This window comes from Polyangium sp. 15x6, assembly GCF_029960785.1.
Classification (GTDB): domain Bacteria; phylum Myxococcota_A; class Polyangia; order Polyangiales; family Polyangiaceae; genus Polyangium.
Map to the genome: position 1 here is coordinate 1 of NZ_JASBQE010000093.1, position 22,057 is coordinate 22,057.

Annotated in this window: 15 protein-coding genes; 10 read left to right on the plus strand and 5 right to left on the minus strand. The window is 70.6% G+C overall.

Annotated elements, in window-relative coordinates; all coding sequences use genetic code 11:
• Positions 1-158 precede the first annotated feature (158 nt).
• A complete protein-coding gene (locus QHF83_RS41615) occupies positions 159-1,514 on the minus strand; it encodes a hypothetical protein (RefSeq protein WP_282423659.1) in 1,356 nt (451 codons plus the stop codon).
• A 107-nt stretch (positions 1,515-1,621) separates the two neighbouring features.
• On the opposite strand from QHF83_RS41615, the gene QHF83_RS41620 reads away from it, so the two are divergent.
• From QHF83_RS41620 to QHF83_RS41630, 3 genes are all read left to right on the plus strand, one after another.
• Positions 1,622-3,244: a cryptochrome/photolyase family protein gene (locus tag QHF83_RS41620; protein ID WP_282423660.1), complete on the plus strand. Its 1,623-nt coding sequence runs from the start codon at positions 1,622-1,624 to the stop codon at positions 3,242-3,244.
• Positions 3,245-3,301: 57 nt separating this feature from the next.
• Positions 3,302-3,559: a hypothetical protein gene (locus tag QHF83_RS41625; protein WP_282423661.1), complete on the plus strand. Its 258-nt coding sequence runs from the start codon at positions 3,302-3,304 to the stop codon at positions 3,557-3,559.
• 212 nt (positions 3,560-3,771) lie between these two features.
• Complete coding sequence (locus QHF83_RS41630; RefSeq protein WP_282423662.1) at positions 3,772-5,361, plus strand: sigma-54 dependent transcriptional regulator; 1,590 nt, start codon at positions 3,772-3,774, stop codon at positions 5,359-5,361.
• A gap of 19 nt (positions 5,362-5,380) precedes the next feature.
• Here the strand turns inward: QHF83_RS41630 and QHF83_RS41635 are convergent, their stop codons facing one another.
• Complete coding sequence (locus QHF83_RS41635; RefSeq protein ID WP_282423663.1) at positions 5,381-6,574, minus strand: HBL/NHE enterotoxin family protein; 1,194 nt, start codon at positions 6,572-6,574, stop codon at positions 5,381-5,383.
• A gap of 270 nt (positions 6,575-6,844) precedes the next feature.
• Between QHF83_RS41635 and QHF83_RS41640 the strand changes: the two genes are divergently transcribed.
• Positions 6,845-7,171 carry a hypothetical protein gene (locus QHF83_RS41640; protein WP_282423664.1) on the plus strand — a complete coding sequence of 109 codons (327 nt, stop codon included), beginning with the start codon at positions 6,845-6,847 and terminating at the stop codon, positions 7,169-7,171.
• Between the two features lie 11 nt (positions 7,172-7,182).
• Here QHF83_RS41640 and QHF83_RS41645 read toward each other — a convergent pair whose 3' ends face one another.
• From QHF83_RS41645 to QHF83_RS41655, 3 genes are read right to left on the minus strand one after another with little or no spacing between them, the layout of a single operon-like run.
• Positions 7,183-10,419, minus strand: a complete 3,237-nt coding sequence (locus tag QHF83_RS41645) for a serine/threonine-protein kinase (RefSeq protein ID WP_282423665.1) — start codon at positions 10,417-10,419, stop codon at positions 7,183-7,185.
• Positions 10,420-10,431: 12 nt separating this feature from the next.
• Complete coding sequence (locus QHF83_RS41650) at positions 10,432-11,406, minus strand: quinone oxidoreductase (RefSeq protein ID WP_282423666.1); 975 nt, start codon at positions 11,404-11,406, stop codon at positions 10,432-10,434.
• A 23-nt stretch (positions 11,407-11,429) separates the two neighbouring features.
• Positions 11,430-12,311, minus strand: coding sequence for a PAS domain S-box protein (locus QHF83_RS41655; protein WP_282423667.1), 882 nt, complete (start codon positions 12,309-12,311; stop codon positions 11,430-11,432).
• Positions 12,312-12,413: 102 nt separating this feature from the next.
• On the opposite strand from QHF83_RS41655, the gene QHF83_RS41660 reads away from it, so the two are divergent.
• The 6 genes from QHF83_RS41660 (at position 12,414) to QHF83_RS41685 (ending at position 21,993) form a co-directional block, all read left to right on the plus strand.
• On the plus strand, positions 12,414-14,066 hold the full coding sequence (locus QHF83_RS41660; protein WP_282423668.1) for an NAD(P)/FAD-dependent oxidoreductase: 1,653 nt from the start codon (positions 12,414-12,416) through the stop codon (positions 14,064-14,066).
• Between the two features lie 416 nt (positions 14,067-14,482).
• Positions 14,483-15,730, plus strand: a complete 1,248-nt coding sequence (locus QHF83_RS41665; protein ID WP_282423669.1) for a TolC family protein — start codon at positions 14,483-14,485, stop codon at positions 15,728-15,730.
• Positions 15,727-16,812, plus strand: a complete 1,086-nt coding sequence (locus tag QHF83_RS41670; protein ID WP_282423670.1) for an efflux RND transporter periplasmic adaptor subunit — start codon at positions 15,727-15,729, stop codon at positions 16,810-16,812. The genes QHF83_RS41665 and QHF83_RS41670 overlap by 4 nt, the downstream gene beginning before the upstream one ends.
• Complete coding sequence (locus QHF83_RS41675) at positions 16,809-19,943, plus strand: CusA/CzcA family heavy metal efflux RND transporter (RefSeq protein ID WP_282423671.1); 3,135 nt, start codon at positions 16,809-16,811, stop codon at positions 19,941-19,943. Before QHF83_RS41670 ends, QHF83_RS41675 begins: the two co-directional genes overlap by 4 nt.
• The gene (locus QHF83_RS41680; RefSeq protein WP_282423672.1) at positions 19,940-20,632 is read left to right on the plus strand and encodes a response regulator transcription factor; all 693 of its coding nucleotides are present in this window, start codon (positions 19,940-19,942) and stop codon (positions 20,630-20,632) included. The genes QHF83_RS41675 and QHF83_RS41680 overlap by 4 nt, the downstream gene beginning before the upstream one ends.
• A complete protein-coding gene (locus QHF83_RS41685; RefSeq protein WP_282423673.1) occupies positions 20,629-21,993 on the plus strand; it encodes a HAMP domain-containing sensor histidine kinase in 1,365 nt (454 codons plus the stop codon). The genes QHF83_RS41680 and QHF83_RS41685 overlap by 4 nt, the downstream gene beginning before the upstream one ends.
• The last annotated feature ends 64 nt before the right edge of the window (positions 21,994-22,057 follow it).

Consider the following 22,057-nt stretch of genomic DNA (forward strand, 5'->3'; position numbering starts at 1 on the left):
TTCAAGCGGCAACGCCTTCCCACGGGCCCGTTGGAAGAACTGCGCGGAGCGCAGTTCTTCCACCCTCGGTCCAGGCCGTGCCTGGTCCGGGTCGAGGGGCGGACAGCCCCCGCGGGGTCCGGGGCAGCGCCCCGGCGAGGCGGCCCCAGCCCAAGCTTTCAGGGCCACCACCGTACGACCGCTTTCGCTGGCCGCGCACGCAGTACGACGTGCCGCTCGCCCTTGTTCGCGATGTGCTTCGCCGCGATCCACACGTCGCTCCCGGAGGCCCACACATCGCGCATTTCCCACCGGGAATCGAGGCCCGGCACGAACGTGTACACGGGCGGCGCGACCTCCTCCCATTCTCCGGGCGGATATCGCTTCCAGATCGCGTCCGCCGTGACGAGCCACAAGGTCCCGTCGCCCGCCCCCGCGAGCGAGCGCGCGGGCGCGTTGAGCTTCGGCAAGGTCTGCGCCTTGAAGGCGCCGCCTTCGAGCCGGAGCAGGTGGGCATTGCCGTTTTCCTCGGCGCCGAGCAGCCACACGTCGCTCGCTCCCTGCGCCACGAGGGCCACGTGCTTCATCGACGCCGGCACGTCCGGCAGCACGAAAACCTGACCCGGGACCCCCACCGGCGCCTCCTCCACCTCGCCGCCATCCGCGCCGGCGTCCTCCACGCCGCCGTCGCGTGCCGCGTCCTCCTTTGTTGCGGGCTCGGGCGCTGCGCTCGCGACGACGGGCGCCACGCTCGCGCTCGCCTTGGGCGGCGGCGCGGCTCTTGTTTCGCCGGCCTTGCCTTCAATCGACGGGGCCCAGCGCACGACGACGTGATGCCTCGCGGCATCCCCCGTCTTGCAATGCCCCGAGGCGAACACCTCTCCGGTCGCGAGCGCCGCGATCTCCTCGATACGCAGCGACTTCCCGCACGCTTCGTCATCGAGCCGCGCGCTCGGCAGATCGGGCGACGGTTCGTCCTGGTGAGGATCCATCACCTTCACCTTGAGTTTGCCCGAGGACGTCGACATGGCCAGGATCCGCTTCTTCGACCAGGCGGCGAGGTGCGGCTTCCAGTCGTCGGCGTATGGCTTGAAATTCCCCTTGGCTTGCTCCAGCCGGAAGAACGGATTCTTGACGGGCTCTTTTTTCGCCCCCGAACCCCCCGGCGTCTCGAACAGCAGCCAGACCGAGCCCGGGAGCCGGCCCGAAAAACGCAGGATTTGCCCCTCCGCAGGCAGGCCGGAGGGCATCGGCCTTTCGACGAGCTCGGCCCCGACGGCCGCCGTCGCCATTCGCGTGCGCCCCGCGTCGGCGAGCACCACGCCCTCGGCGACACCCGAGAACGTGATGGGATCCTTCGCCTCCAGCACGACCGAGAGCGGGCCCTTGGGCGCTTCGGGTGCGGGCGCGGGCGCGGGCGTGGTCGACGTGGTCGTCGTCGAGGGGGCCGGCGCGGGGCCTTTGTCGGTGTTGCCACAGCCGAGGAGAGGCGATGGGACGAGCGCGCACGCGAGCAAGGCGACGAGGCCACGCATGCGCGCAAACTAGTCGGTTTCGACGCGAAAAGGAAGACATCGGCGGCCGGCTTGACCGGGCCGACGCGGGTCCCTACGTCCCGCTGCACCACCATGATCCAGGCCTCATGAAGCGTTTCCTCGCCGAGCTCCGCGCCGCCGCGCGAGACGAGCGGGGGCGCACATTCGTCTTCGTCCCCTACGATCAGCTCTCGGACGCGATCGGCCCCCTGCGGGAGCTTCCTCCCGAGCGCGCAGGCGTGCTGCTCGTCGAGGATCCGGGGAAGGCCGCGCGTCGCCCGTACCACAAGCAAAAGCTCGCCCTCGTGCTCGCGAACATGCGCCATTTCGCGCTCGAGCAGGCGCAGCGCGGCGTGGCGGTCCGATACGTGGTGGCCGACGCGGGGTACGCCGGGGCCGTCACGCGCGCCGCCGCCGAGGTCGGTCCGCTCGTTTGCATGGAGCCGGCCGAGCGAGAGCTGCGCGTGGATCTCGCGCCCGCCGTGGCATCGGGCGCGCTGCGCTTCGTGCCGCACGAGGGGTGGCTGACGACGCGCGACGATTTTCTCCAGGCGACCGGTGGGCGTCCACCCTATCGAATGGATGCGTTTTACCGGTATGTCCGAAAGCGGACCGGCATCCTCGTGCACGAGGGAGAACCCGAGGGCGGGCGGTGGAGCTTCGATACGGACAACCGGCTGCCGTTCCGCGGAGAGCCCTCCGCGCCGACGCCGCCCTCGTTCGAGCCGGATCCCATCACGGAAGAGGTATGCGCGCTGATCCATCACCGTTATGCCGATCACCCGGGCCGCCTCGATCCCCGCGCGCTGCCTTGCACGAAGGCCCACGCCGAGGCGCTCTGGGCCTGGGGAAAACACGCCGCATTGCCGCATTTCGGTCCGTTCGAGGACGCGATGTCGCAAAGCTCCACGAACCTCTTCCACACGCGCGTCGCCCCGCTCCTGCACCTGCACCGCCTCTTGCCCGCGCGAATCGTGCGCGAGGCGGCGGCGCTCGCCATTCCGATCGGGAGCAAGGAGGGGTTCGTCCGGCAGATCCTCGGGTGGCGGGAGTTCGTGCGGCACGTGCACCGCGAGACGGACGGGTTCCGCATCCTGCCGGAGCTGCCCGAAGGAATGGCGCGGGGCCTCGAGGACCCGAACGCGCCCGCCATGCCGGACATGCTCGGCGCGACGGAGCCGTTGCCCGCATGTTTCTGGGAGGGAGGCCCGCGCTCGGGGCTCGCGTGTCTCGATCGGGTGATCGGCGACGTCTGGCGCGAGGGCTATAGCCACCACGTCACGCGGCTCATGATCCTGTCGAACATCGGGACGCTGCTCGGGCTGTCGCCGCGCGCGCTCACGGACTGGTTCTGGATCGCGTTCACCGACGCGTACGACTGGGTCGTCGAGCCAAACGTGCTCGGGATGGGGACGTTCGCCGCGGGCGACATCATGACGACGAAGCCGTACGTCTCGTGCGCGGCGTACGTCGATCGAATGAGCGATTATTGCGAGAGCTGCCCGTTCGACCCGAGAAGGACGTGCCCGCTCACGGCGCTCTACTGGGACTTCCTCGCGCGGAACGAGCCGATCCTCCAGAAAAACCCGCGCATGCTGGTGCCGCTCAAGGCGCTCGCCTGTCGGCCGAGCCCCCACCGCGAAGCGGATTCCCGCACGCGTGAGGCCGTCCTTTCGGCGCTCGCGCGCGGCGAGCCGCTCACCCCCGAAAAACTGCCGCGGCCTCCGTGAACCAGGAAGACCACGCGCGTTGCCTCGGCCCGGATCGGACGATATAGAAGGCCTCGCATGGAAACCCCCTCGCCCTCGCCCCGCACCTCGCCGTCGACGCCCACGTCGAGGCCGTCCGGCGGGTCCTCGGGAAAGATCCTCGTCCTGTTCATCATCGTCACCTCCACCGCGATTGCCGGCACCATCGTGGGGATGCGGCTCTCGGTCCGCGCAAAGATGAACGCCGCCGCGGCCTCCGCGAGCGCCTCCGCCTCGGGCGCGCCCTCGGCCGGGCCCGCTGCGCCGCGTCCTTCGGGCAGCGCCGCGCCGCACTGAGAGCTGCATCGACCGCACCGCGGTCGATGCACCAAAGGTCCAGGGCTGGCCCTGGTCCGGGTCGAGGGGCGGACAGCCCCTCGTCGGGTCCGGGGTGAAACCCCGGCGCTACGCTGTGGCAGCACCCACGGAGAGACTGTCGATACGTCGAGGGCCTGGGTGGGATCTCCATTGACTCGCTCGTCCTTTCTGCGGAAGCTCGCGTTGAAACGATGCGCAGACATCGGGCGATCGAGGAGGTCTCCACGGCGATCGGCAAGAAGCGTGCGGGAGCGACGACCCCACGCGCCTTGCCTGCGCTGACCCTCGTCGCGCATCCGCATGGAGATCGGGTGGGTGAGCGGCTGCTCCTCGACGCGCTCGTCGCGGGAAAGGAGCTCGAGCTCTCGCGCAACGCGCCGGATTTCGTGAAACCTGGCGCCGCCCTCGGTGCGGGGCTCGGCGATCCGTTCGTGAGCCGCAAGCCGATCCGACTTGCGCCCACGGAGAACGGGGGAATCCTGCTGCGCGTCGGCGACGATGGCACGGCTGTCGTCGTGGGCGCGCGCGTGCGCGGCAGCCTGGAGATCGGGGCCGCCGAGATCGACGCGGGGGTGCCCATCACGCTGGCCGACCGCGTGGCCCTCTTGCTTCATCGCGCCTCGCTCGACGTGGAGGACGGCCCGGAGACGCTCGGCATGATCGGGCAGAGCGCCGGGATCCGGCGCGTGCGCAGCTTGCTCGAGCGCGTCGCGGACCTCCACGTGCCCGTGCTCATCCGGGGCGAGACGGGGACCGGCAAGGAGCTCGTGGCGCGCGCGCTGCACGACAGGAGCCCGCGGCGGAACAAGCCGTTCGTGAGCGTGAACCTCGGCGCCATCCCGCGGGAGCTCGCCGCCGCGGAGCTCTTCGGGACGGAGAAGGGCGCATACACGGGCGCGGCGAGCGACCGGAGCGGGTTTTTTCGGGCTGCGCAGGGAGGAACGCTCTTCCTCGACGAGGTGGGCGAGGCGCCGGCGGAGGTGCAGGTGATGCTGCTCCGGGTCCTCGAGACGGGGGAGTTTTATCCCGTGGGGGGACGGACGCTCCACGCGACGGACGTGCGGCTGGTCGCGGCGACGGACGCGAACCTCGAAAACCACATCCGCGAGGGGCGCTTCAAGGCGCCGCTGCTCCATCGCCTGGCCGGCTACGAGATACGTTTGCCCCCGCTCCGCGAGAGGCGCGAGGACATCGGGACCCTGTTTTACCACTTCGCCCGCGAGGAGCTTCAATCGATTGGCGAGGCGCACCGGATCGCGCCGAAGGATCCTTATGCGGAGCCGTGGATGCCGGCCTCGCTCGCCGTGCGCCTCCTTGGTTCTTCCTGGCCGGGGAACATCCGCCAGCTCCGCAACGTGGCGCGGCAGCTCGTGATCGGGAGCCGCGGGCAGGCGCGATTGTCGATCGATCCACGCCTCGACGCGGAGCTCGAGGGGGCGGGGCCGGCCCCCGCGCCGGCCCTCGCCGCGACGATCCCGAAGCCTTCGGCGAGCGCGCCGCGGCGCAGGCCGGCGGATGTGAGCGAGGTGGAGCTTTCGGCGGCGCTCGAGGAGCACGCGTGGGACCTGAAAGCCGCCGCGGACAAGCTCGGGATCCCGCGGTCATCGATGTACGACCTCATCGAGCGGTACCCGAGCATTCGCACGGCGGGGGATTTGCGCGCGGAGGAGATCGAGCGCTGTCATCGCGAGAACGCGGGAGATCTCGACCGGATGGCGGCGGAGCTCAAGGTATCGCGGCGCGCGCTCCAGCGGCGGGTGAAGGAGATGGGGCTCTTGTGAATCCGAGCCCCGAGCGCCTTCACGCAGCGCGGGAAGGCCGGGGCTGCGACGGCGTGGTCGGGAGCGCGACCGCGGGGGGGGTGGCGTTGTTGTATTGAATGCCCACGAGCGTCTGGCAGAAGCTCTGGAGGGTTTGCCAATCCGCGTTGGCCGCGTTCAGGTCGGCCTGGAGCTGCGTGATCTGGCTGCTCGTCAGATCGGCCTGCGCATTGTTCAGGTCCGTGATCACCTGGGTGATTTGTTGCTCGAGCGACTGCCACGCCTGCAGGAGGAGAGCGATCTGCTGGCTCGCGGCCTGCGAGAGCGTGATCAGCGTGGTCAGGTTGTTCTGGATCACCTTGAGCGAGGCGATCTGCTGGTTCAGCGCATTCATGTTGGCCTGATCGAGCGCGATCTGCGCAGAGAGCTTCTGGATCTCGATCTCGCCAGCGACCATCGTCGCGATGCCCGCCAGCGCGCCGACGATGCCGAACGCGAGCCCGGCCCCGAAACTGAAGATGGCGATGACCGCGCCCGCGAAGAACGAGACGCCCGCGCCGATCGCCGAGGCCGTGACGACCGTCTGCCACGTGGCGATCTGGTCGTTCAGGCTGTTGATGTCGTCCTGAAGCTGCTTCACCTGGGTGGCGTCGTATCCTTCGGTCTGCTCCGCGTTCTTGATCGCCGTCTGCATGTTCGTGGCGTCGGAGGTGAGGGCGTTCGCGAAGTCGTCGATCTCCTTCTGGAACGCCGTCGTCGTTTCGAGCTGCGTGCTCAGGCCGGTGAGCAAGGTCTGGAGCGAGCTCTGCACGGCCTGCCGCGCCTGCGGATTGCTCGGATCGCTCTGGAGGATGGGCATCGCCTGATTGATGGTCATCATGTTCAGGCTGAAGAGCGACGCATAGTTGATGATCCCCTGCGGAATCGCGTACAGGCCCGGCGTGATCGAATTCTGCCACTCCATCGCGTGCGTCTTGGCGTCGGAGAACTGATTCACGAAGCTCTGGTACCAATCGGGCGGCGGCGTGAGCGTGGGCAACGTGCTCGCCGTGATCGCGAGGACATAGGCCATGACCGCGTTGTTCGCGTTGAACGCGTCGGCGAGCTGCTGGTCGATGGGCGGCGAATCATTCGCCGCCGCCGCCGCGCCGAGCGCGCGGTTCGGCCGGACGAGCGTGAGCGCCGCGCGGGCATCCTGGTGCGAGAAGCGGAAAGGGAAGAATCGTCGTGCCATGGTGATCTCCTGTCTCGTTCGGGTGCGTCCCGCCGCGAGCTCATCGCAAAGCCAATGCCAGCGCCCGGATCTGCGAATCCGAAGGGCGAAGCCATCGCCCGGGGCCCTCGCCCCGCCCGGTCGACGCGTCGACGGCGCCGCTTCGACGCGTCGACCCGGCAAGGAGCCGTTGCGCGCGGCGCGCCCTGAGGGGACGATGGGGCCCGCGCGAAGCCCCAGGCGGACTGGCACGCGCGCTGCAAACGCTACGGCTCGACGAGAGAGGACAAGATGGCGCAGAGATTCACGATGGACATCACCGACAGCGGCTTCGAGAACTTCACGGGCCGGAACGGCTTATCGAACTCAGTGGATCGAGGCGACTCGATCCAGTTCCAGCTCGCCGGAGGCCGGACGGAGAAAGCTCCCGTGACCTGGCCGGCGGACCTCTTCCTGTCCGACAAAAACCCGTTCGACGTCACGACGGAGGGAGCGGTCATCGTGACGGTCTCGGTTTCCGCGAAGCTCGGAGACAATGATATCTCCACCCTGACCGTGCCGGACCAGGGAACGAAGACCGGGACGATCAACGTGGGCTCTGGCCGCGTGGAGCGCTGACGGAGCGCCGCTCAGCGCCCCGCGGCGGCGCGTGTCTCGAGGAGCGCCCGCGCGGGCCCCGGATCCTCGCCGTTCGCGTCGAGCCACGCGGCCCACGCGCCGCAGAATCGGCGGAAGGCGTCGAGGTACTCCGCATTCTTCGGTTCGAGCTCGAGCCCCCGCTGGAAATGCCGAGCCGCGCGATCGAAATCCCCGGGGCGCGCCCGTCCTTTCCGCGCGGCCGAGCGCGCCTCCGTGCTGCGCGCCTCGCCGAGAAAGACATGGGCCTGCGCGGCGCGAGGGTTTCGCGCGATCGCCTCTTCGAGCGCTGAAAAGGCTCGCCGGAGGGTCGAGGTCGGATCACGCCCGCGCGACGATTCGTATTCGGCGAGGACCGCGTGGGCCATGCCGAGGTTCGACCAGAAATCGGCCTCCCCGGGGATTCGTTCGAGGGCCTGCTCCAGCGCGTCGACGGCGGCGCGCACGCTCGGCTCGGGGTTTTCCCCGCGGGCACGCTCCGCCATGGCGCGCCGCACGAGCGCGAATCCCTTGTTGCTGTACGCGTATCCCTGATCCGGGGCGACGAGGATGGCCTGCTCGAAGGCTCGCTCGGCTTCGGCGAGCAGCGGCACGGGATCGAGCCCGCGCGCGGAGGCCACCCGGGCCTGTTCGACCAGGACCGCCCCCACGCCGTTGTGCAAATGCGGGAGCCTGGGATTGACGGTGAGCCCCGCCCGATACGTCGCGAGCGCCTGCCCGAGCAGCGGCCCGGGATCCTCCCCGCGTCCTTCTTTCCGTTTCGCGAGGAGCGCGTGGATCTCGCCCCCGTAAAAATAGGGGACGATATGCTGGGGGTTTTTCGCCCGACCCCTCTCGAGCGCGGCCAGGGCCTCGCGCAGGTCGCCCTCGGGATCCGCCGCGCCCGGCTGCGAGGCGCGCGCGAATGCATTGATGGCCAGGTTCAGCCAGACGTCGCTTCCCCGCGGGTCGAGGTCGATCGCTCTTCGGTAGGCGTCGATCGCCTGGCCGCGGTGCAGGTCCGCGGGGAGGCCGACCTGGTCCTCGTAATCGGCCCATATCTTGTGGATCAGGCCGACGTGGACGTGAAAGTCGTAATCGTGGGCGTCCGGGCGGATCTCGTTCGAGATCTCGAGCGCCTTGGCGAGTTTTCTCCGCGGGTCGACGTTCTTGCTCTGGAGGTGCTCTCCCCATTGCCGGTAGCCGCGCGCGATCTCCAGCTCGGCGTCCGGGCCCCCGGTCGGGGAGAAGGCAGCGCGCTCGGCGAACCGGATTCCGTCCGCGAGGAGGGGCTCGATGTCGCGCCCCTGGTTGTTCCGGTATTCGGCGAGGCTCCGGCGGAGGCGCGCTTCGAGCAGGAGGGAGGGGGCATGGTCGGGCGCGGCGCGTAATGCGCGATCGGCCGCGGCGACGCCCCGCTCGAACGGCGGATCGACGTCTCCTCCGCCATAAAGCTCGATCACCAGCGCGGCGTACTCGAGCTCGCCGAGCGCCGCATGCACGGCGGGTACGCTCTCGCCGACCGCGGCCGCAGCGGCATACGCGCGCCGCGAAGCCTCCAGATCGGCGCGCATGAGCTCGAGCCTACCCTCGCGCCTCCGCTCGAGCGCCCTTCCGAGGAGGACATCCCCGCGGAGCAGGGGTGCCTCGTAAAACCACGGGAGCCCGTCGCCGAGCGCGTCGAGGCGGGAGAGCGCGTCGTCGTTGCGCCCCTCGTAGAACGCGAGGAGCGCGGCCACGTACGCGGTCGAGGGGACCTCCGCGCCCTCGCTCCGGGCGAGGAACGTGATGGCAGGATCGCGATGGCGGCGCTCGACCTCGCGCCTCTTTTCCTCGCGCTGCTCCGCGTTGTGAATGCGCTCCGCGTCGAGGAGACCGCGCTGATAGAGGCGACCATGGACGAGCGCCAGCGCGTAAGCCACGCGGGGCTCATGGTCGTCGTGCTGCCACGAAAGCAGAAGGTAGTGCCGCGCCGTCGTGTCGTCGTCGAGCGCGAGAAAACCTCGCCCGAGGGCGTAGTACCCCGGCCCCGCCATCGAGGGGCCGGCGTCCCGCACCTCGGCCTCGAGCTCCGCCATGCTCGCGCGAATGCGCTCCCTGTCCGCGCGGACATCGTGCAAGGGGGCGAGCGCCGAGTACCGGGCCATGGCCTCGATGTGCTCCGCGAGGGCGGTATAACGCCGGGCGAGCCGCTCGCGCTCGCTCGCCTCCCGTCGGGTATGAATGCCCCAGCCGAGGGCCACGAGCACCGCCACGAGCGCGACCGCCGCCGCGGCGACGAGCCGCCGGTGCTTCCGCGCCCTCTTGCGCAGGCGATAGAGCGGCCCCGCGCGCCGCGCCAGGACCGGCTCGCCGTCGAGGAAGCGCTCGAGGTCCTCCGCGAAGGCGCGCGCGGAGTCGTATCGATCGGAGCGGTCCTTTTCGAGGCATTTCAGGACGATGGCCTCGATGTCGGCCGGGATGCGGGGATCGATGTCCCGCGGCCGGCGCGGCTCCACGTGGGCGATGTTCGAAAGGACCTCGAGCGGATGGTCGCCGGGGATGGGCGGCGCTCCCGTGAGGAGGGCATGGAGCGTGGCCCCCAGCGAATACACGTCCGAGCGGCGGTCGAGCTTGCTGGCCTCGCCGGAGGCCTGCTCGGGCGACATGTAATGCGGTGTTCCGCGAATCGTGCCGGTCTCGGACGCGCCCTCGTGCGAGGAGCGCGCCAGGCCGAAATCCATCACGTACGGCCGGAGCTCTCCTTCCTCCGTGCGCTCGACCATGATGTTCGAGGGCTTGAGATCCCGGTGGATGAGCCCTGCCTTGTGGGCCTCGTGGACGCCCAGGGCGGCGCCGCGGACGAGCATGGCCTTCTGCTCGACCGTGAGCTCGTCGACGAGGCCCGAGAGCGGCCTGCCGTCGATGTACTGCATGGCAATGTAGATCTTGCCGTCGATCTCGCCGACCTCGTAGACCTTGCAGACGCGCTCGTGATCGACGCGCGCCTGCGCGCGCGCCTCGAGGACGAACCGCCGCGGGAGCTCGGGGTCGTCCCCGCGGACGAACTTGAGGGCGACGTCCCGCGAGAGGCGCAGGTCGCGGGCGAGGAACACCCGACCCATACCGCCCTGGCCGAGGAGGCGAATGGGCTGATATCGATCCCAGCCGTGGACGGGGCCGTCCTCGGGCGACGCGGGGCGCACCGCGCCCGGCTGCAGCGTGGCGTCGAGCGAGTGAGGAGCCACCTCCGCCGTGTCGGGATCCGGCAATGCAACCTCCCGTCAAACCACGAGCACGAGCTTCCCGGTGCTCGCGCGGCCCGCGAGATCCCGGTGCGCCTCGGCTGCGTCTTCGAGGGGATAGGTCTTGCCCACGATCACGCGCAGCGCGCCCTCCGCGGCTGCGGCGGCGAGCTCGGCGAGCGGCGGCGCGCAGAGCTCGCGCCGCTTGATCAGGGGCGTCATGTAATAGCCGGTGATGGTCAGGTTCTTGTGCATGAGCCCGACTGGCTCCACCGTCCCGCGCACGTCTGCCGTCGCGGCGCCGTACACGACCATCCGGCCCATCGGCGCGAGACAGGCGAGGCTCCGCTTGTACACGTCCGTGCCGCCCAGCATTTCGAGCACCACGTCCACCCCTTCCTTCACGGCCGAACGAATCTGCGTGGCGAAATCGTCTTCCCGGTAGTTCACCACGAGGTCCGCGCCGAGGGAGCGCACGAGATCTGCCTTCGCCGGCGAGCCCACCGTGCCTGCGACGAACGATGCCCCGAGCCGCCGCGCGATTTGCACCGCGAGCGTCCCGACGCCGCCCGCCGCCGCGTGCACGAGCACCTTTTCCCCGGGCGCGAGCCTGCCCGAGAGTGTGAGCACGTGGTGCGCCGTCAGGCCCTGCACCGGCAACGCCGCGGCCTGCTCGTAGGACAATCCTGCCGGGATCGGATAGACGCTGTAGGCCGGCGCGACCATTCGCTCGGCATAGGCACCGTCGCCGAGGGCCATCACGCGGTCGCCCACGCGGACCTCGGTCACGCCTTCGCCGACGGCGAGCACCTCGCCTGCGGCTTCCATGCCTGGGATCGCCGGAAATGTGGGGCGGATGAAGTATTGCCCCTTCGTGAACATCGTATCGGCGTAATTGAGGCCGACGGCGCGGACGGCGATGAGGACCTGGCCCGGCTTCGGCGTGGGCTCGGGCGCGTCCTCGACGCGGAGGACGTCGGGGCCGCCGAGGGCGTGGAATCGAATGGCTCGCATGGCGCGAGCCTAGCAGCAGTTCGTCACCGCTGGCGAGGCGCTCGTAGCCCGAGTGCGTGCGACAGCGCTGCGGCCAGGGTCCCGAACGTGAGCAGGCTGCTCGTGTCGATCCCGAGCTCGACCATGGTCGAGGCGATGGCCGGCCGGATGCCGGACACGAGGCAGTCGCTCCCGAGCAGCCTCGCGGCGTGGACGAGCGAGAAGACGTGCGACGCCGTGTTCGTATCGATGTCGGCCACGCCCGTCAGATCGAGGATCGTCACGCGCGCCGCCGATTGCACGATGGATTCGAGCAGCTTACCCATCATCATGGCGGCGCGGCCGGCGTCGATCTGCCCGATGACGGGCAGGAGGAGGACCCCCTCGGCGACTTGCAGGATCGGCGTCGAGAGCGCCCGGACCGCCTCGTTTTGCGCGTGGAGGGCCGCCTCGGCTTGACGGCGCTCGGCCATTTCCTGCTCGAGCTGCCGATATCGCTCTTCGAGCTCGCTCTGCGACGCGCGCAGCTCCGTCTCGAGCTCGTGCTGCTCGGTGACGTCGCGCGCCACGAAGTAAATGCGACCCTCCGTCGGCACGCACGTCCAATGGATCCATCGGTAAGAACCGTCTTTGCAGCGATAACGGTTCTTGAAGGTGAAGAGCTCCCTCCCGCGGCCGAGATCGGCCGCGACCTCGGCCGTTTTTGCCTGATCGTCCGGATGCACGAACGCGAGGAACGGGGATCCGCAGAGCTCGGCGAGCGTGTGGCCGAGGCGGCTTTCCCAGGAGGGGGAGAGCTCCAGGAAGTAACCTTCCATATTGGCGATCCCCAGGAGGTCGGGCGACAGCTCGAAGAGGCGTCGATAAGGGTCCTGCACCGCTTCACCCACGTTGGACGCTGCCCCGCCCTCTCGATTCTCGTGCATTTCTACCCGTTCGTCTGCGGTAAATCCCCCAAATGCGGATGCTAGGACGGCGCTCGAAGCCCTGTCAAGGCGCCTCGCGCGAAAAAGGAAACGCCCGCGTGCGTGGCGTACGTGCGCATACCGGGAGATCTCGACATCTCCGTGGCCTCGGCGCGTGCGCGTGATTCCTTTTCCTCGCCTCGGCTGGCGGGCGGGTGTACCCTCGTGGGCAGCATCATGGCCTCCACCACGCGACGCGCCCTCGTGATCGGGACCGGTACGGGCGGCCTCGCGTCCGCTGCGTTCCTCGCCAAGGACGGCTTCGACGTACTCGCGCTCGATGCGAGCGCCGAGCTCGGTGGCTATCTCGCGCCGTTTTCGCGGGACGGATTCGTGTTCGACCAGGGGCTGCACTACGTCGGCGCGTGCCGCCCCGGCCAGCTCGTCCACGACCTGCTCCAGTCCGTCGGCGTCGACGCCGGCGAGCTCTTCTGCGAGCTCGATCCCGACGGATTCGACCTGTATCGATTTCCCGAACACGATATCCGGGTTTGTCGGCCCCTCGCCGCCTACCGCGAGCGCCTCGCCGAGCTCTTTCCGGACGAAACGAAGGGCCTGCGCCAGTTCTTCGGTTGGCTCGACGGCGCGGCCCGGATGCACGACGCGCTCGCCCGGGGCATCCTCGGCCGCCCCGTCCTCACCGATCTGGTCGCGCTCACGGGCGTCCCTTCGCTCTTGCAATGGAGCCAGCGACCTTTGCGCGAGCTCATCGAGCAGAGCACGGAAAACCCGCGCCTGCGTGCGGTGCTCGGCGGTCAATCCGGCGCGTGGGCCTTGCCGCCCTCGCGCGTGGTCGGGCTCGCGGCGCTGCTCTACATGGCCCATTTCAGCGACGGCGCGTTCTTCCCGCGCGGCGGCGGCGGGGGCCTGCGCGACGCGCTCGTGCGCGCGGCCGAGGCGAAAGGCGCGCGATTCCGCACGCGCGCCCTCGTCGAGCGTATCGAGACCGAGCGCGGCCGCGTCACCGGGGTCGTCCTCATGGGAGGCGAGCGCATCGAGGCCGATATCGTGGTTTCCGCGATCGATCCCACGATCACCCTGGGCCGGCTCGTCTCCGCTTCGGATCTGCCGACCTCGCTCCGGCGCAAGGCGGCCGTGATCGAGCCCTCCATGGCGACGTTCCAGATATGGCTCGGCCTGCGCCGGGACGTGCGCGCCTACGGGTTCGGCGCGCAAAACGTGTGGCTTTATCCGTCCTACGACGTCGAGGAGGGTTTTTCCGCGCGATTCACGGGAAGACTCCCGCCGCGGCCGATGCTGTTCGTCTCGCCGACCTCGCTCAAGGATGCGAGCGGCGCGCTCGCCCCGGAGGGGAGCTCGTCGCTCGTCGTGCTCACGTACGTGCCGCACGCGCGTTTCCGCAAATGGCAATCGCTCCCGGAGGGCGAGCGGGGGCCCGCGTATGTGGCCTATCGCGACGAGATCGCGCGGTGGATGCTGAAGGAGCTCGACGCGCGGTACCCAGGGCTCGTGCGCGACGTGGTCGTCCAAACGTACGGCACGCCGCTCACGGCGGCGGATCGGACGCGCGCCGTGCATGGCGCGCCGTTCGGCCCGGCGATGACGCTCTCGCAATGGGGGCCCAAGGGATTCCGCACGCGCACGCCCGTGACGGGCCTGTATCTCGCGGGCTCCGGCGTCTTCGGCGGCGGCGTGGCCCCGTGCCTTTTGTCCGGGCTCGCGGCGTCGTTCATGGCGAAGCTCGCGCCGCGGTGAACCTGAGCATTGGTCTCGTCTGGGAGGCGTTTCGCTGGGGCGTTGCCCCAGGCCCCACCGGGGCTATCCGCCCCTGGACCCGGACCAGCGCAAGCGCTGGACCCGGGGTCGATGAACTGCGCGATGCGCAGTTCATCGAACAGGCGGAGGAACGAGCCCTGCCAACCGAGACAGCCGCGCTGACCTTTCGATCGGCAACGTTGTCCCTGGTCTTCCACCCTCGGTCCAGGCCGTGCCTGGTCCGGGTCGAGGGGCGGATAGCCCCCGCGGGGTCCGGGGCAGCGCCCCGGCGCGGCGACCCAAAGAAGAGACCAATGGTCAGGCGGTGAGCGGGGTGGGTTCGGCGCCGCGTTTCTGAGAATTCTCTCAGGATCCCCTCAGGATCTCCTCCGGGGGGTGGCGCTAGGGTCCGTCGCATGAGCTTCTGGCTCGCGCTCCCGATCGCCGCGAACGTCGCGCTCGCGGCCACGACGCCCGCGAAGGAACTCTCGTTCGACGAGGCCATCGGCCTGTCCGTCGAGACGCCCGACGTGCGCGGCGCCGAGCGCGCCGTGGCCACGAAACACGCGCTCGGCGCCCGGATCTCGGGAATGACCGAGAACCCGCAAATCTACGTGCAGCCGGGATTCCGCGTCCTGCCCACGCCGAACCAGGGGGTCGAGATCCAGGCGAGCGTGACGCAATCGTGGAACCTCGCGGGGTTGTCCTCGGCCCGCAAAACCGCGGCGCGCGTCGAGGAAGAGGAGCTCTCGGCCGGCGCGCGCGCTCTCGCGCTCACGCAGCGGCTCGAGGCGGCGCGGGCGTGGATCGACCTCTGGGCGGCCGAGCGCGTGCTCGAAGTGGCCACGCGGGAAGCGGCGCTCGCCGGGGAGTTCACGCGGCTCGTGGAGAAGGCGGCGCAGGCCTCCGCGGCGACGAAGGCGGACGCGGCCGACGCGCGCGCGTACCACGCCGAGGCGCGCCTCGGGGTGATCGGGGCCGAGGGCGAGGTGTTCGAGCGCGGGCTCGGGCTCTCGCGGGCGCTCGCCGCGGGCGCGCAGCCGCTCGGCGCGCGCGGGGATCTGCCGGTGCCCGTGTTGCCTTCCGGAGCGGGCCTGCGTGATGTGCTGAAGCGCGCGGCGACGCTGCCGTCCGTGCAACAGAAGTCGCTCGCGGCGCGGGTCGAGCGCGCGCGCGAGGCCGAGGAGAAGGCCGCGCGCGGGACGTCGCTCTCGCTCGGCGTGTACGTGCAGCGGGATTCGCCCGGCGGGCTCGTGGGGTACGGCGCCGTCGGGCTCACGCTTCCGCTCTTCAACCGTGGCGAGCGCGAGCGCAGCGTGACGGCCGCGCGCGCGGTCGAGCTCGAAGGCGAGACGAAGCGCGAGGAGGCGAACGCATCGGCCGACGTGGCGATGGGGATCCACGAGGTCGAGCACACGCAGGACATCGTGGACACGCTCGCCGGCGCGATCTTGCCGGCGCTCACGGAGGGGCTCGCGGCGCGGGTGCGGCTCTTCGAGGCGGGCGAGGGGACGATGCTGGAGGTGATCACGGCGCGCAGGAACGTCGCGGCCGCGCAGAGCCGGCTCGAGCGCGCGCGGGCAGCCAACGCGTGGGCGCGCGTGAAGTTGTGGCTCTGGCTCTCGGCGATGGACGACGGGAAGAAGCAGGAGAAGGCGCGATGAGGGCGCGATCGATTGGGGTTGTCGTGGCAGCGCTCGTCATCATCATCCTGGCCGCGTGCACGAGCCCCGAGGCGGCGCCCGAGCCGGCCGCCGCGGACGTGGGCCCGAAGAGCGCGGAGACGCCGTGGGTCGCGGCGCGCGCGCCGGGCGGGCTCTCGCTGCTCGAAGCGCCGGCCGAGCTCGTGCCGCCCGCGGGCGCGAAGGGCGCGGTCGTGCCGCCGTTCTCGGCGCGGATCACGAAGGTGCACGTGGAGCACGGCGAGCGCGTGGAGGAAGGCGCGCCGATCGCGGACGTGGTGATGCCGGAGCTCGCGCGCGCGGCGGGCGCGTTCGCCGCGGCGGGCACGCGGATCGGGGCGCACGGCAAGCGCAAGGCGCAGCTCGAAGATCTCCGGAAGGACGGGCTCGCGAAGCTCGCGGAGATCGCCGAGGTCGAGGGCACGCTCGCGGATGCGTCGGCGGCGCAGCAGATGGCGCTCGCGACGCTGAAGATCGCTGGGCTCGGGCCGAAAGACGTGGCCTCGCTCGTGAGCTCGGGCGGCCTCGTGACGCTGAAGAGCCCGGTCGCGGGCGTGGTGACGGAGCTCGACGCGGCGCTCGGTGAGTCGCGCGAGCCCACGGGCGCGCCGATCGCGCGGATCGAGGGCGCGGGCGCGGCGCGGATCGAGGCGCGGTTCTCGCAGCGGCCGCCGCCGGGCGCGCGGTTCGTCTTCGTGGCCCCGCTCGGACAAACCACGGCGCTCACGCTCCTGAGCGAGGCGCCGAGCACGAACGGGCGGGACGGCACGGTGGCCGCGTGGTTCAAGCCCGCGGAGGCGCTGAACTTGCCGCATGGAACGCTGGGGAAGGTGCGCGTGTCGCCCGATCCGGGCGGCACGGCGGTGGCGATCCCCGCGGCGGCGGTGACGCTGAGGGACGGCGTCGCCGTGGTGTTGTCGCGAAAAACCGGCGCGCCTCTGCCGGTGAAGGTGCTGTCGAGCTCCGGGGCCGACGCGCTGGTCGAGGGGGATCTGCGCCCCGGGGACGAAGTGGCCGCCGACGCGTCGCGCGCGTTGCCCACGGCCGGAGGCGACGTCGATTGATCCCCGCACTGGTAAAACTCTCGATCCGGCATCGGGTCCTCGTCGTGGTGGTGACGCTCGTGCTCGCCGTCGTGGGGGCCTTTCTCGGGCGGCGGCTCGAGCTCGATGCGCTGCCGGACATCACGAACAACCAGGTGCTCGTGCTGACGAGCGCGCCCGGCCTCACGCCCGAGGAGGTCGAGCGGCAGGTGACGCGGCCGATCGAGCTCGCGCTCGGCGGGCTGCCGGGCCTCGAAGAGCACCGCAGTCTGTCGCGGTACGGGATCTCGTCGGTGACGATCGTCTTCGACGACGCGGTGGATCCATGGCGCGCGCGGCAGATGGTCTCGGAGCGCATCGGGGCGGTCGCGGGCTCGCTGCCGCCGGGCGTGAGCGCGCCCGAGCTCGGGCCGGTGACGGGCGGGCTCGGCGAGATCTTTCACTTCACGTTGAGCTCGCCGTCGCGCTCGCTCGCGGAGCTTTACGAGCTCTCGTCGACGCGCGTGGCGCCGCTGCTCCGCGCGGTGCCAGGCGTCGTGGAGGTGAACCCGTGGGGCGGTGAGCGGCGCACGATCGAGGTCGTGGCCGATCCGGCGCGGCTCTCGCAGCGGCACATGACGCTCGGCGCGCTGCGCGAGGCGCTCGAACGATCGACCGGCAGCGCGCCCGGGGCGAGCTTGCCGCTCGGCCGTGGACAGGCGCTCCTCCGCGCGGTCTCGCGGCCGAAGGATCCTTCCGAGCTCGGGCACGCGATCGTCTCGCCGCTCGATCAGGAAGGGCGCGCGGTGCGCGTGTCGGACGTGGCGGATCTGCGCGTGGGCGGGCTGCCGCGCATCGGCGCGGCGACGGCCGACGGCCGCGGCGAGGTCGTCTACGTGATGGTGCAGATGCTCCGGGGCGACAACGCGCTCGAGGTGATGGATCGGCTCCACGCGGAGATGCCCGCGGTGCGCGCGGCGCTGCCGGAGGATGTCTCGATCCAGCTCGTGTACGACCGGAGCCACCTCGTCGAGAGCACGCTGCGCACGGTGGGCAAGAGCTTGCTCGAAGGTGGCCTGCTCGTCGGCGTGGTGCTGTTCGCGATGCTCGGGAGCTTGCGCGCGGGGCTGCTCGTGGCCTCGGCGATCCCGCTCTCGATGCTGGGGGCGCTCTCGGGCATGGTGGCGCTCGGCATCCCGGGCAACCTGATGAGCCTCGGCGCCATCGATTTCGGCCTCGTCGTGGACGGCGCGGTCGTGATGGTCGAGCACCTCTTCCACGCCTCGCAGAAGGGGGCTCCCGCAGGAGGGCCTGAGCGGACATCGTGGGTGAGCCGCGTCAGCGCCGAGGTCGCGAGCCCGGTGTTCTTCTCGGTGCTGATCATCCTGATCGTGTACCTGCCGGTGCTCACGATGACGGGCGTCGACGGGAAGATGTTCCGGCCGATGGCGCTCACCGTGGTGTTCGCGCTGTTCACGTCGCTCGTCCTGTCGCTCACGTACGTGCCGGCGGCGATGAGCCTCATGCTGCGCCAGAAGGACGTGCCGGCGCGGGATCCGTGGCTCGTGCGGATGATCGATCGGATCTACGGGCCCACGCTTTCGTTCGTGGTCAAACGGCCCGTCCTCGTGGCCGCGACCGCGCTCGCGCTCTTCGCGGCGGGGGTCGTGCTCTACGTGCGGTCGGGCAGCGAGCTCGCGCCGCAGCTCGACGAGGGGGATCTCGTGGTGCAGACGACGCGCGCTCCGGACATCAGCCTGGAGACCGCGATCGTCGAGGCGGGCAAGCTCGAAGCCGCGGCGCGGAAGGTGCCCGAGGTGCTGCAGGTCGTCTCGCGCGTGGGCAGCCCCGCGGTCGCGACGGACATCATGGGCCTCGAACAGGCGGACGTGTTCCTCACGCTCGCGCCGCGGGACAAGTGGCGCCCGGGGCTCGAGCGCGAGGCGCTGATCGAGGAGATCCGGCGCGTGATCGACGCGGCCTCGCCGGGCGCGGATCCCTCGTTCACGCAGCCGATCCAGATGCGGTTCAACGAGCTGCTCGGCGGCGCCGTGTCGGACGTGGCCGTGAGCATCTACGGCGCGGATCTCGCGGTGCTCAGGCAACTCGCGGAGAAGATCGCGACCGAGATCGCGGCCGAGAAGGGCGCGGCGGACGTGAAGGTGCTGGCGCCGCCGGACGTGTCGCTCATCGAGGTCGAGCCGAAGGCGCTCGAAGCATCGCTCGTGGGCCTCGGCGTCGGCGAGGTGCTCGACGCGGTGCAGGCGGTGCGAAACGGCATCGAGGTCGGCGCGACGTACGACGGGGCGATCCGGATCCCGGTGATCTTGCGGATCGCGGGCGCGCCCGGCGCGTTCGATCTGCCGAACCTGAGTTTGCCGACGCAGGCGGGCGGGCTCGTGCCGCTCGCGCGTGTGGCGAAGGTCGAGACGCTGCCGACGCCGGGCCTCGTGAGCCGCAAGGACGGCGAGCGGCGCATCGTGGTGGGCTTCAACGTGCGCGGCGCGGATCTCGGCGATCTCGTGGCGCGGGCGCGGGCGCGCGTGGACAAGGCCGCCCCCGCGCCGCGCGGCTATCGCCTCGTCTGGGGCGGGCAATACGAGACGTTCCAGGAGGCCTCGCGGCGGCTGCTCGTCGTGGTGCCGGCGGCGGTCGCGCTCATCCTCGCGGCGCTCTTCGCGGCGTTTCGCAAGGTGAAACCGATGCTCGTGATCTTCACGAACGTGCCGTTCGCCTGTGTGGGCGGGATGGTGGCGCTCACGATCCGCGGCATGCCGGTGTCGATCTCCGCGGCCGTGGGGTTCATCGCGCTCTCGGGCGTGGCGGTGCTGAACGGCGTGGTCTTGCTCTCGCGCGTGCTCGCGAACGAGGCCGCGGGGCAGGATCCCGCGGCGGCGGCGGAGAGCGCGGCGCGGGCGCGGGCGCGTCCGGTGCTCATGACGGCGCTCGTGGCGGCGCTCGGGTTCGTCCCGATGATGCTCGCGCGCGGCGCCGGCTCCGAGGTGCAGCGGCCGCTCGCGACCGTGGTCGTGGGCGGGCTCGTGACCTCGACGCTGCTCACGCTCCTCATCGTGCCGAGCTTGTACGGCTGGATCGGGCGAGGTCGCCGCGGGCAGCCGGCGGAGGCTCCTTCTCCGCCGGAGGGTTCGTCCGGCGCTACGATGGCGGCGTGAAGCTCTTCGTGGTGGAGGACGAGGCCAAGATGGCCCGCCTGCTCGAGCGCGGCCTGCGCGAGGAAGGCCATCAGGTGGACCTCGCGAGCAATGGCACCGAGGCGCTCGAGCAGGGCCTCGGGGTCGTCTACGACGTCATCATCCTCGACTGGTCGCTCCCGGGGATGGATGGCGTCTCGCTCTTGCGGCGATGGCGGGAGCGCGGGCTCAAGACGCCGGTCCTCCTGCTGACGGCGCGCGGGACGGTGGGCGAGCGCGTGACGGGCCTGCGGGCCGGCGCGGACGATTACCTGGTCAAACCTTTCGACTTCGAAGAGCTCGTGGCGCGGCTCGAGGCGCTGCACCGGCGCGGGGCGGGGCACGAGGCGCTGACGCGGCTCGGGCCGATCACGCTGGACGCGCGGCGCCGGGTGATCACGCGGGACGGCGCCGAGGAGAGCCTGACGGCGCGGGAATATGCGCTCTTGTCGGAGCTCGCGGGCCACGCGGGGGAGGCGCTGACGCGGACGGAGCTGCTCGGCACGGTGTGGGGGACCGGGTTCGACGGGGCGCCGAACGTGGTCGATGTGTACGTGGGGTATTTGCGGAGCAAGCTGCGGAGCCTTTGCGGGGATGCCGTGACGATCCAGGCCGTGCGCGGCGTGGGATATCGGCTCGTGGTCGCGAAGCCGCCCAGGAGCGAATCGTGAGGGTCCGGGCGCGGCTCGTTCTTTTTGGCGCGGCGTTGCCGTCGCTCGCGCTGGTGATCGCCGTGGGCGTGGCGGGCGTGGTGTTCCGCGGGAGCTTGCTCGGGGCGCTGGATCGAGCGCTGCTCGCGCAGGCGGCCGTGGAGAGCGTGAGCCTCTTCGACGGTCCGACGGGCGTGCCGCACGTGCACCTCGGAAAATCGCCGCTCGCAGACAACGTGCGCTCGTTCGTGCCGATGGCGGGGCTTTACGATGGGACGGGCAAGCTCGTCTCGCATTTCCCCGAGAATGGCTGGATTCCCGATCCGCCGGCCGCGGACGTGGGATCCGAGGGGCCACGCCTTTCCACGTATCGGTCGTCCGATGGGCGCTGGGTGCGTTCGCTCGTGGTGGCCGTGCGCGCGCCGTGGGGCGAGCCGTACGTGCTCACGCTGCAGAGCTCGCTCGCGGAGGTCGACGCGACGATGCGGCTTTACTGGCAAGCGACGCTGGGGCTCGTGGCCGTGGCGGCGGCGCTTTTGTTTTTCTTGCAATGGGTGCAAGCGGGCCGGATGAGCCGGCGCATCGGCGATATGACGGCGCAGCTCCCGGAGCTCCGCGGCGGCGCGCTCGCGTGGCGCCTGCCCCCGGATCCGACGGGTGACGAGATCGCGGATCTGCGCGTGGCGCTGGCGGAGGCGATGGAGCGGCTGCGGGCGGCGCGGGATGCGCAGGAGCGGCTGATCGCGAATGCGGCGCACGAATTGCGTACGCCGCTCGGATTGATGCGGACGGAGATGGATCTCGCGTTGCGGAAGGAGCGGAGCGCGGAGGAGCTGCGGGAGGCGCTGTCCGAGGCGCGCGGCGAGGTGACGCGTCTGTCGAACCTGGCCGCGCGGCTGCTCGATCTCGCGGCGCTCGGGAAGGTGACGTGGGAGGCGAAGCCCGGGGATCTTTCGGCCGTGGTGCGGGAAGCGGCGGAGGCGTGCGAAGGGGAGGCGGAGGCGCGCGGGGTGAAAATCACGTTGTCGCTGCCGGAGGAGGCACAGGCCGCGTTCGAGGCGCAGACGGCGCGGCAGGCGATCGACAATTTGCTGTCGAACGCAATGGGCCACGCGTCCCGGGGGACGACGATTTCAGTGGGGATCGAGGCGGCGGGGGAGGTGTGGCGCATCTCGGTGGAGGACGAGGGAGAAGGCGTCCGGGCCGAGGAAGCGGAGCATATCTTCGAGCCGTTTTTTCGGGGAGCGAAGGCGAAGCAAGGGCAGGGGGCGGGGCTCGGTTTGTCGATCGTCCGGGAGATCGCGCGGCGGCACGGGGGGAAGGTGTATCTCGCGCCGAAGGAGGGGCGGGGGGCGCGGTTCGTCGTGGAAATACCGCGGTAGGGGGCGGGAGCGGGAGTTCCGCTTGCGCGTGGTCCGTCGGGGAGGAGAATCGCTCGTCGTCGAG

Excerpts from the sequence above, each read along its gene's own strand:
- QHF83_RS41625 (WP_282423661.1), top strand. The coding sequence starts at position 3,302 with ATGGAAACCCCCTCGCCCTCGCCCCGCACCTCGCCGTCGACGCCCACG.
- QHF83_RS41630 (WP_282423662.1), top strand. The coding sequence starts at position 3,772 with ATGCGCAGACATCGGGCGATCGAGGAGGTCTCCACGGCGATCGGCAAG.
- QHF83_RS41665 (WP_282423669.1), top strand. The coding sequence starts at position 14,483 with ATGAGCTTCTGGCTCGCGCTCCCGATCGCCGCGAACGTCGCGCTCGCG.
- QHF83_RS41655 (WP_282423667.1), bottom strand. The coding sequence starts at position 12,311 with ATGCACGAGAATCGAGAGGGCGGGGCAGCGTCCAACGTGGGTGAAGCG.
- QHF83_RS41620 (WP_282423660.1), top strand. The coding sequence starts at position 1,622 with ATGAAGCGTTTCCTCGCCGAGCTCCGCGCCGCCGCGCGAGACGAGCGG.
- QHF83_RS41650 (WP_282423666.1), bottom strand. The coding sequence starts at position 11,406 with ATGCGAGCCATTCGATTCCACGCCCTCGGCGGCCCCGACGTCCTCCGC.
- QHF83_RS41635 (WP_282423663.1), bottom strand. The coding sequence starts at position 6,574 with ATGGCACGACGATTCTTCCCTTTCCGCTTCTCGCACCAGGATGCCCGC.
- QHF83_RS41615 (WP_282423659.1), bottom strand. The coding sequence starts at position 1,514 with ATGCGTGGCCTCGTCGCCTTGCTCGCGTGCGCGCTCGTCCCATCGCCT.
- QHF83_RS41640 (WP_282423664.1), top strand. The coding sequence starts at position 6,845 with ATGGCGCAGAGATTCACGATGGACATCACCGACAGCGGCTTCGAGAAC.
- QHF83_RS41670 (WP_282423670.1), top strand. The coding sequence starts at position 15,727 with ATGAGGGCGCGATCGATTGGGGTTGTCGTGGCAGCGCTCGTCATCATC.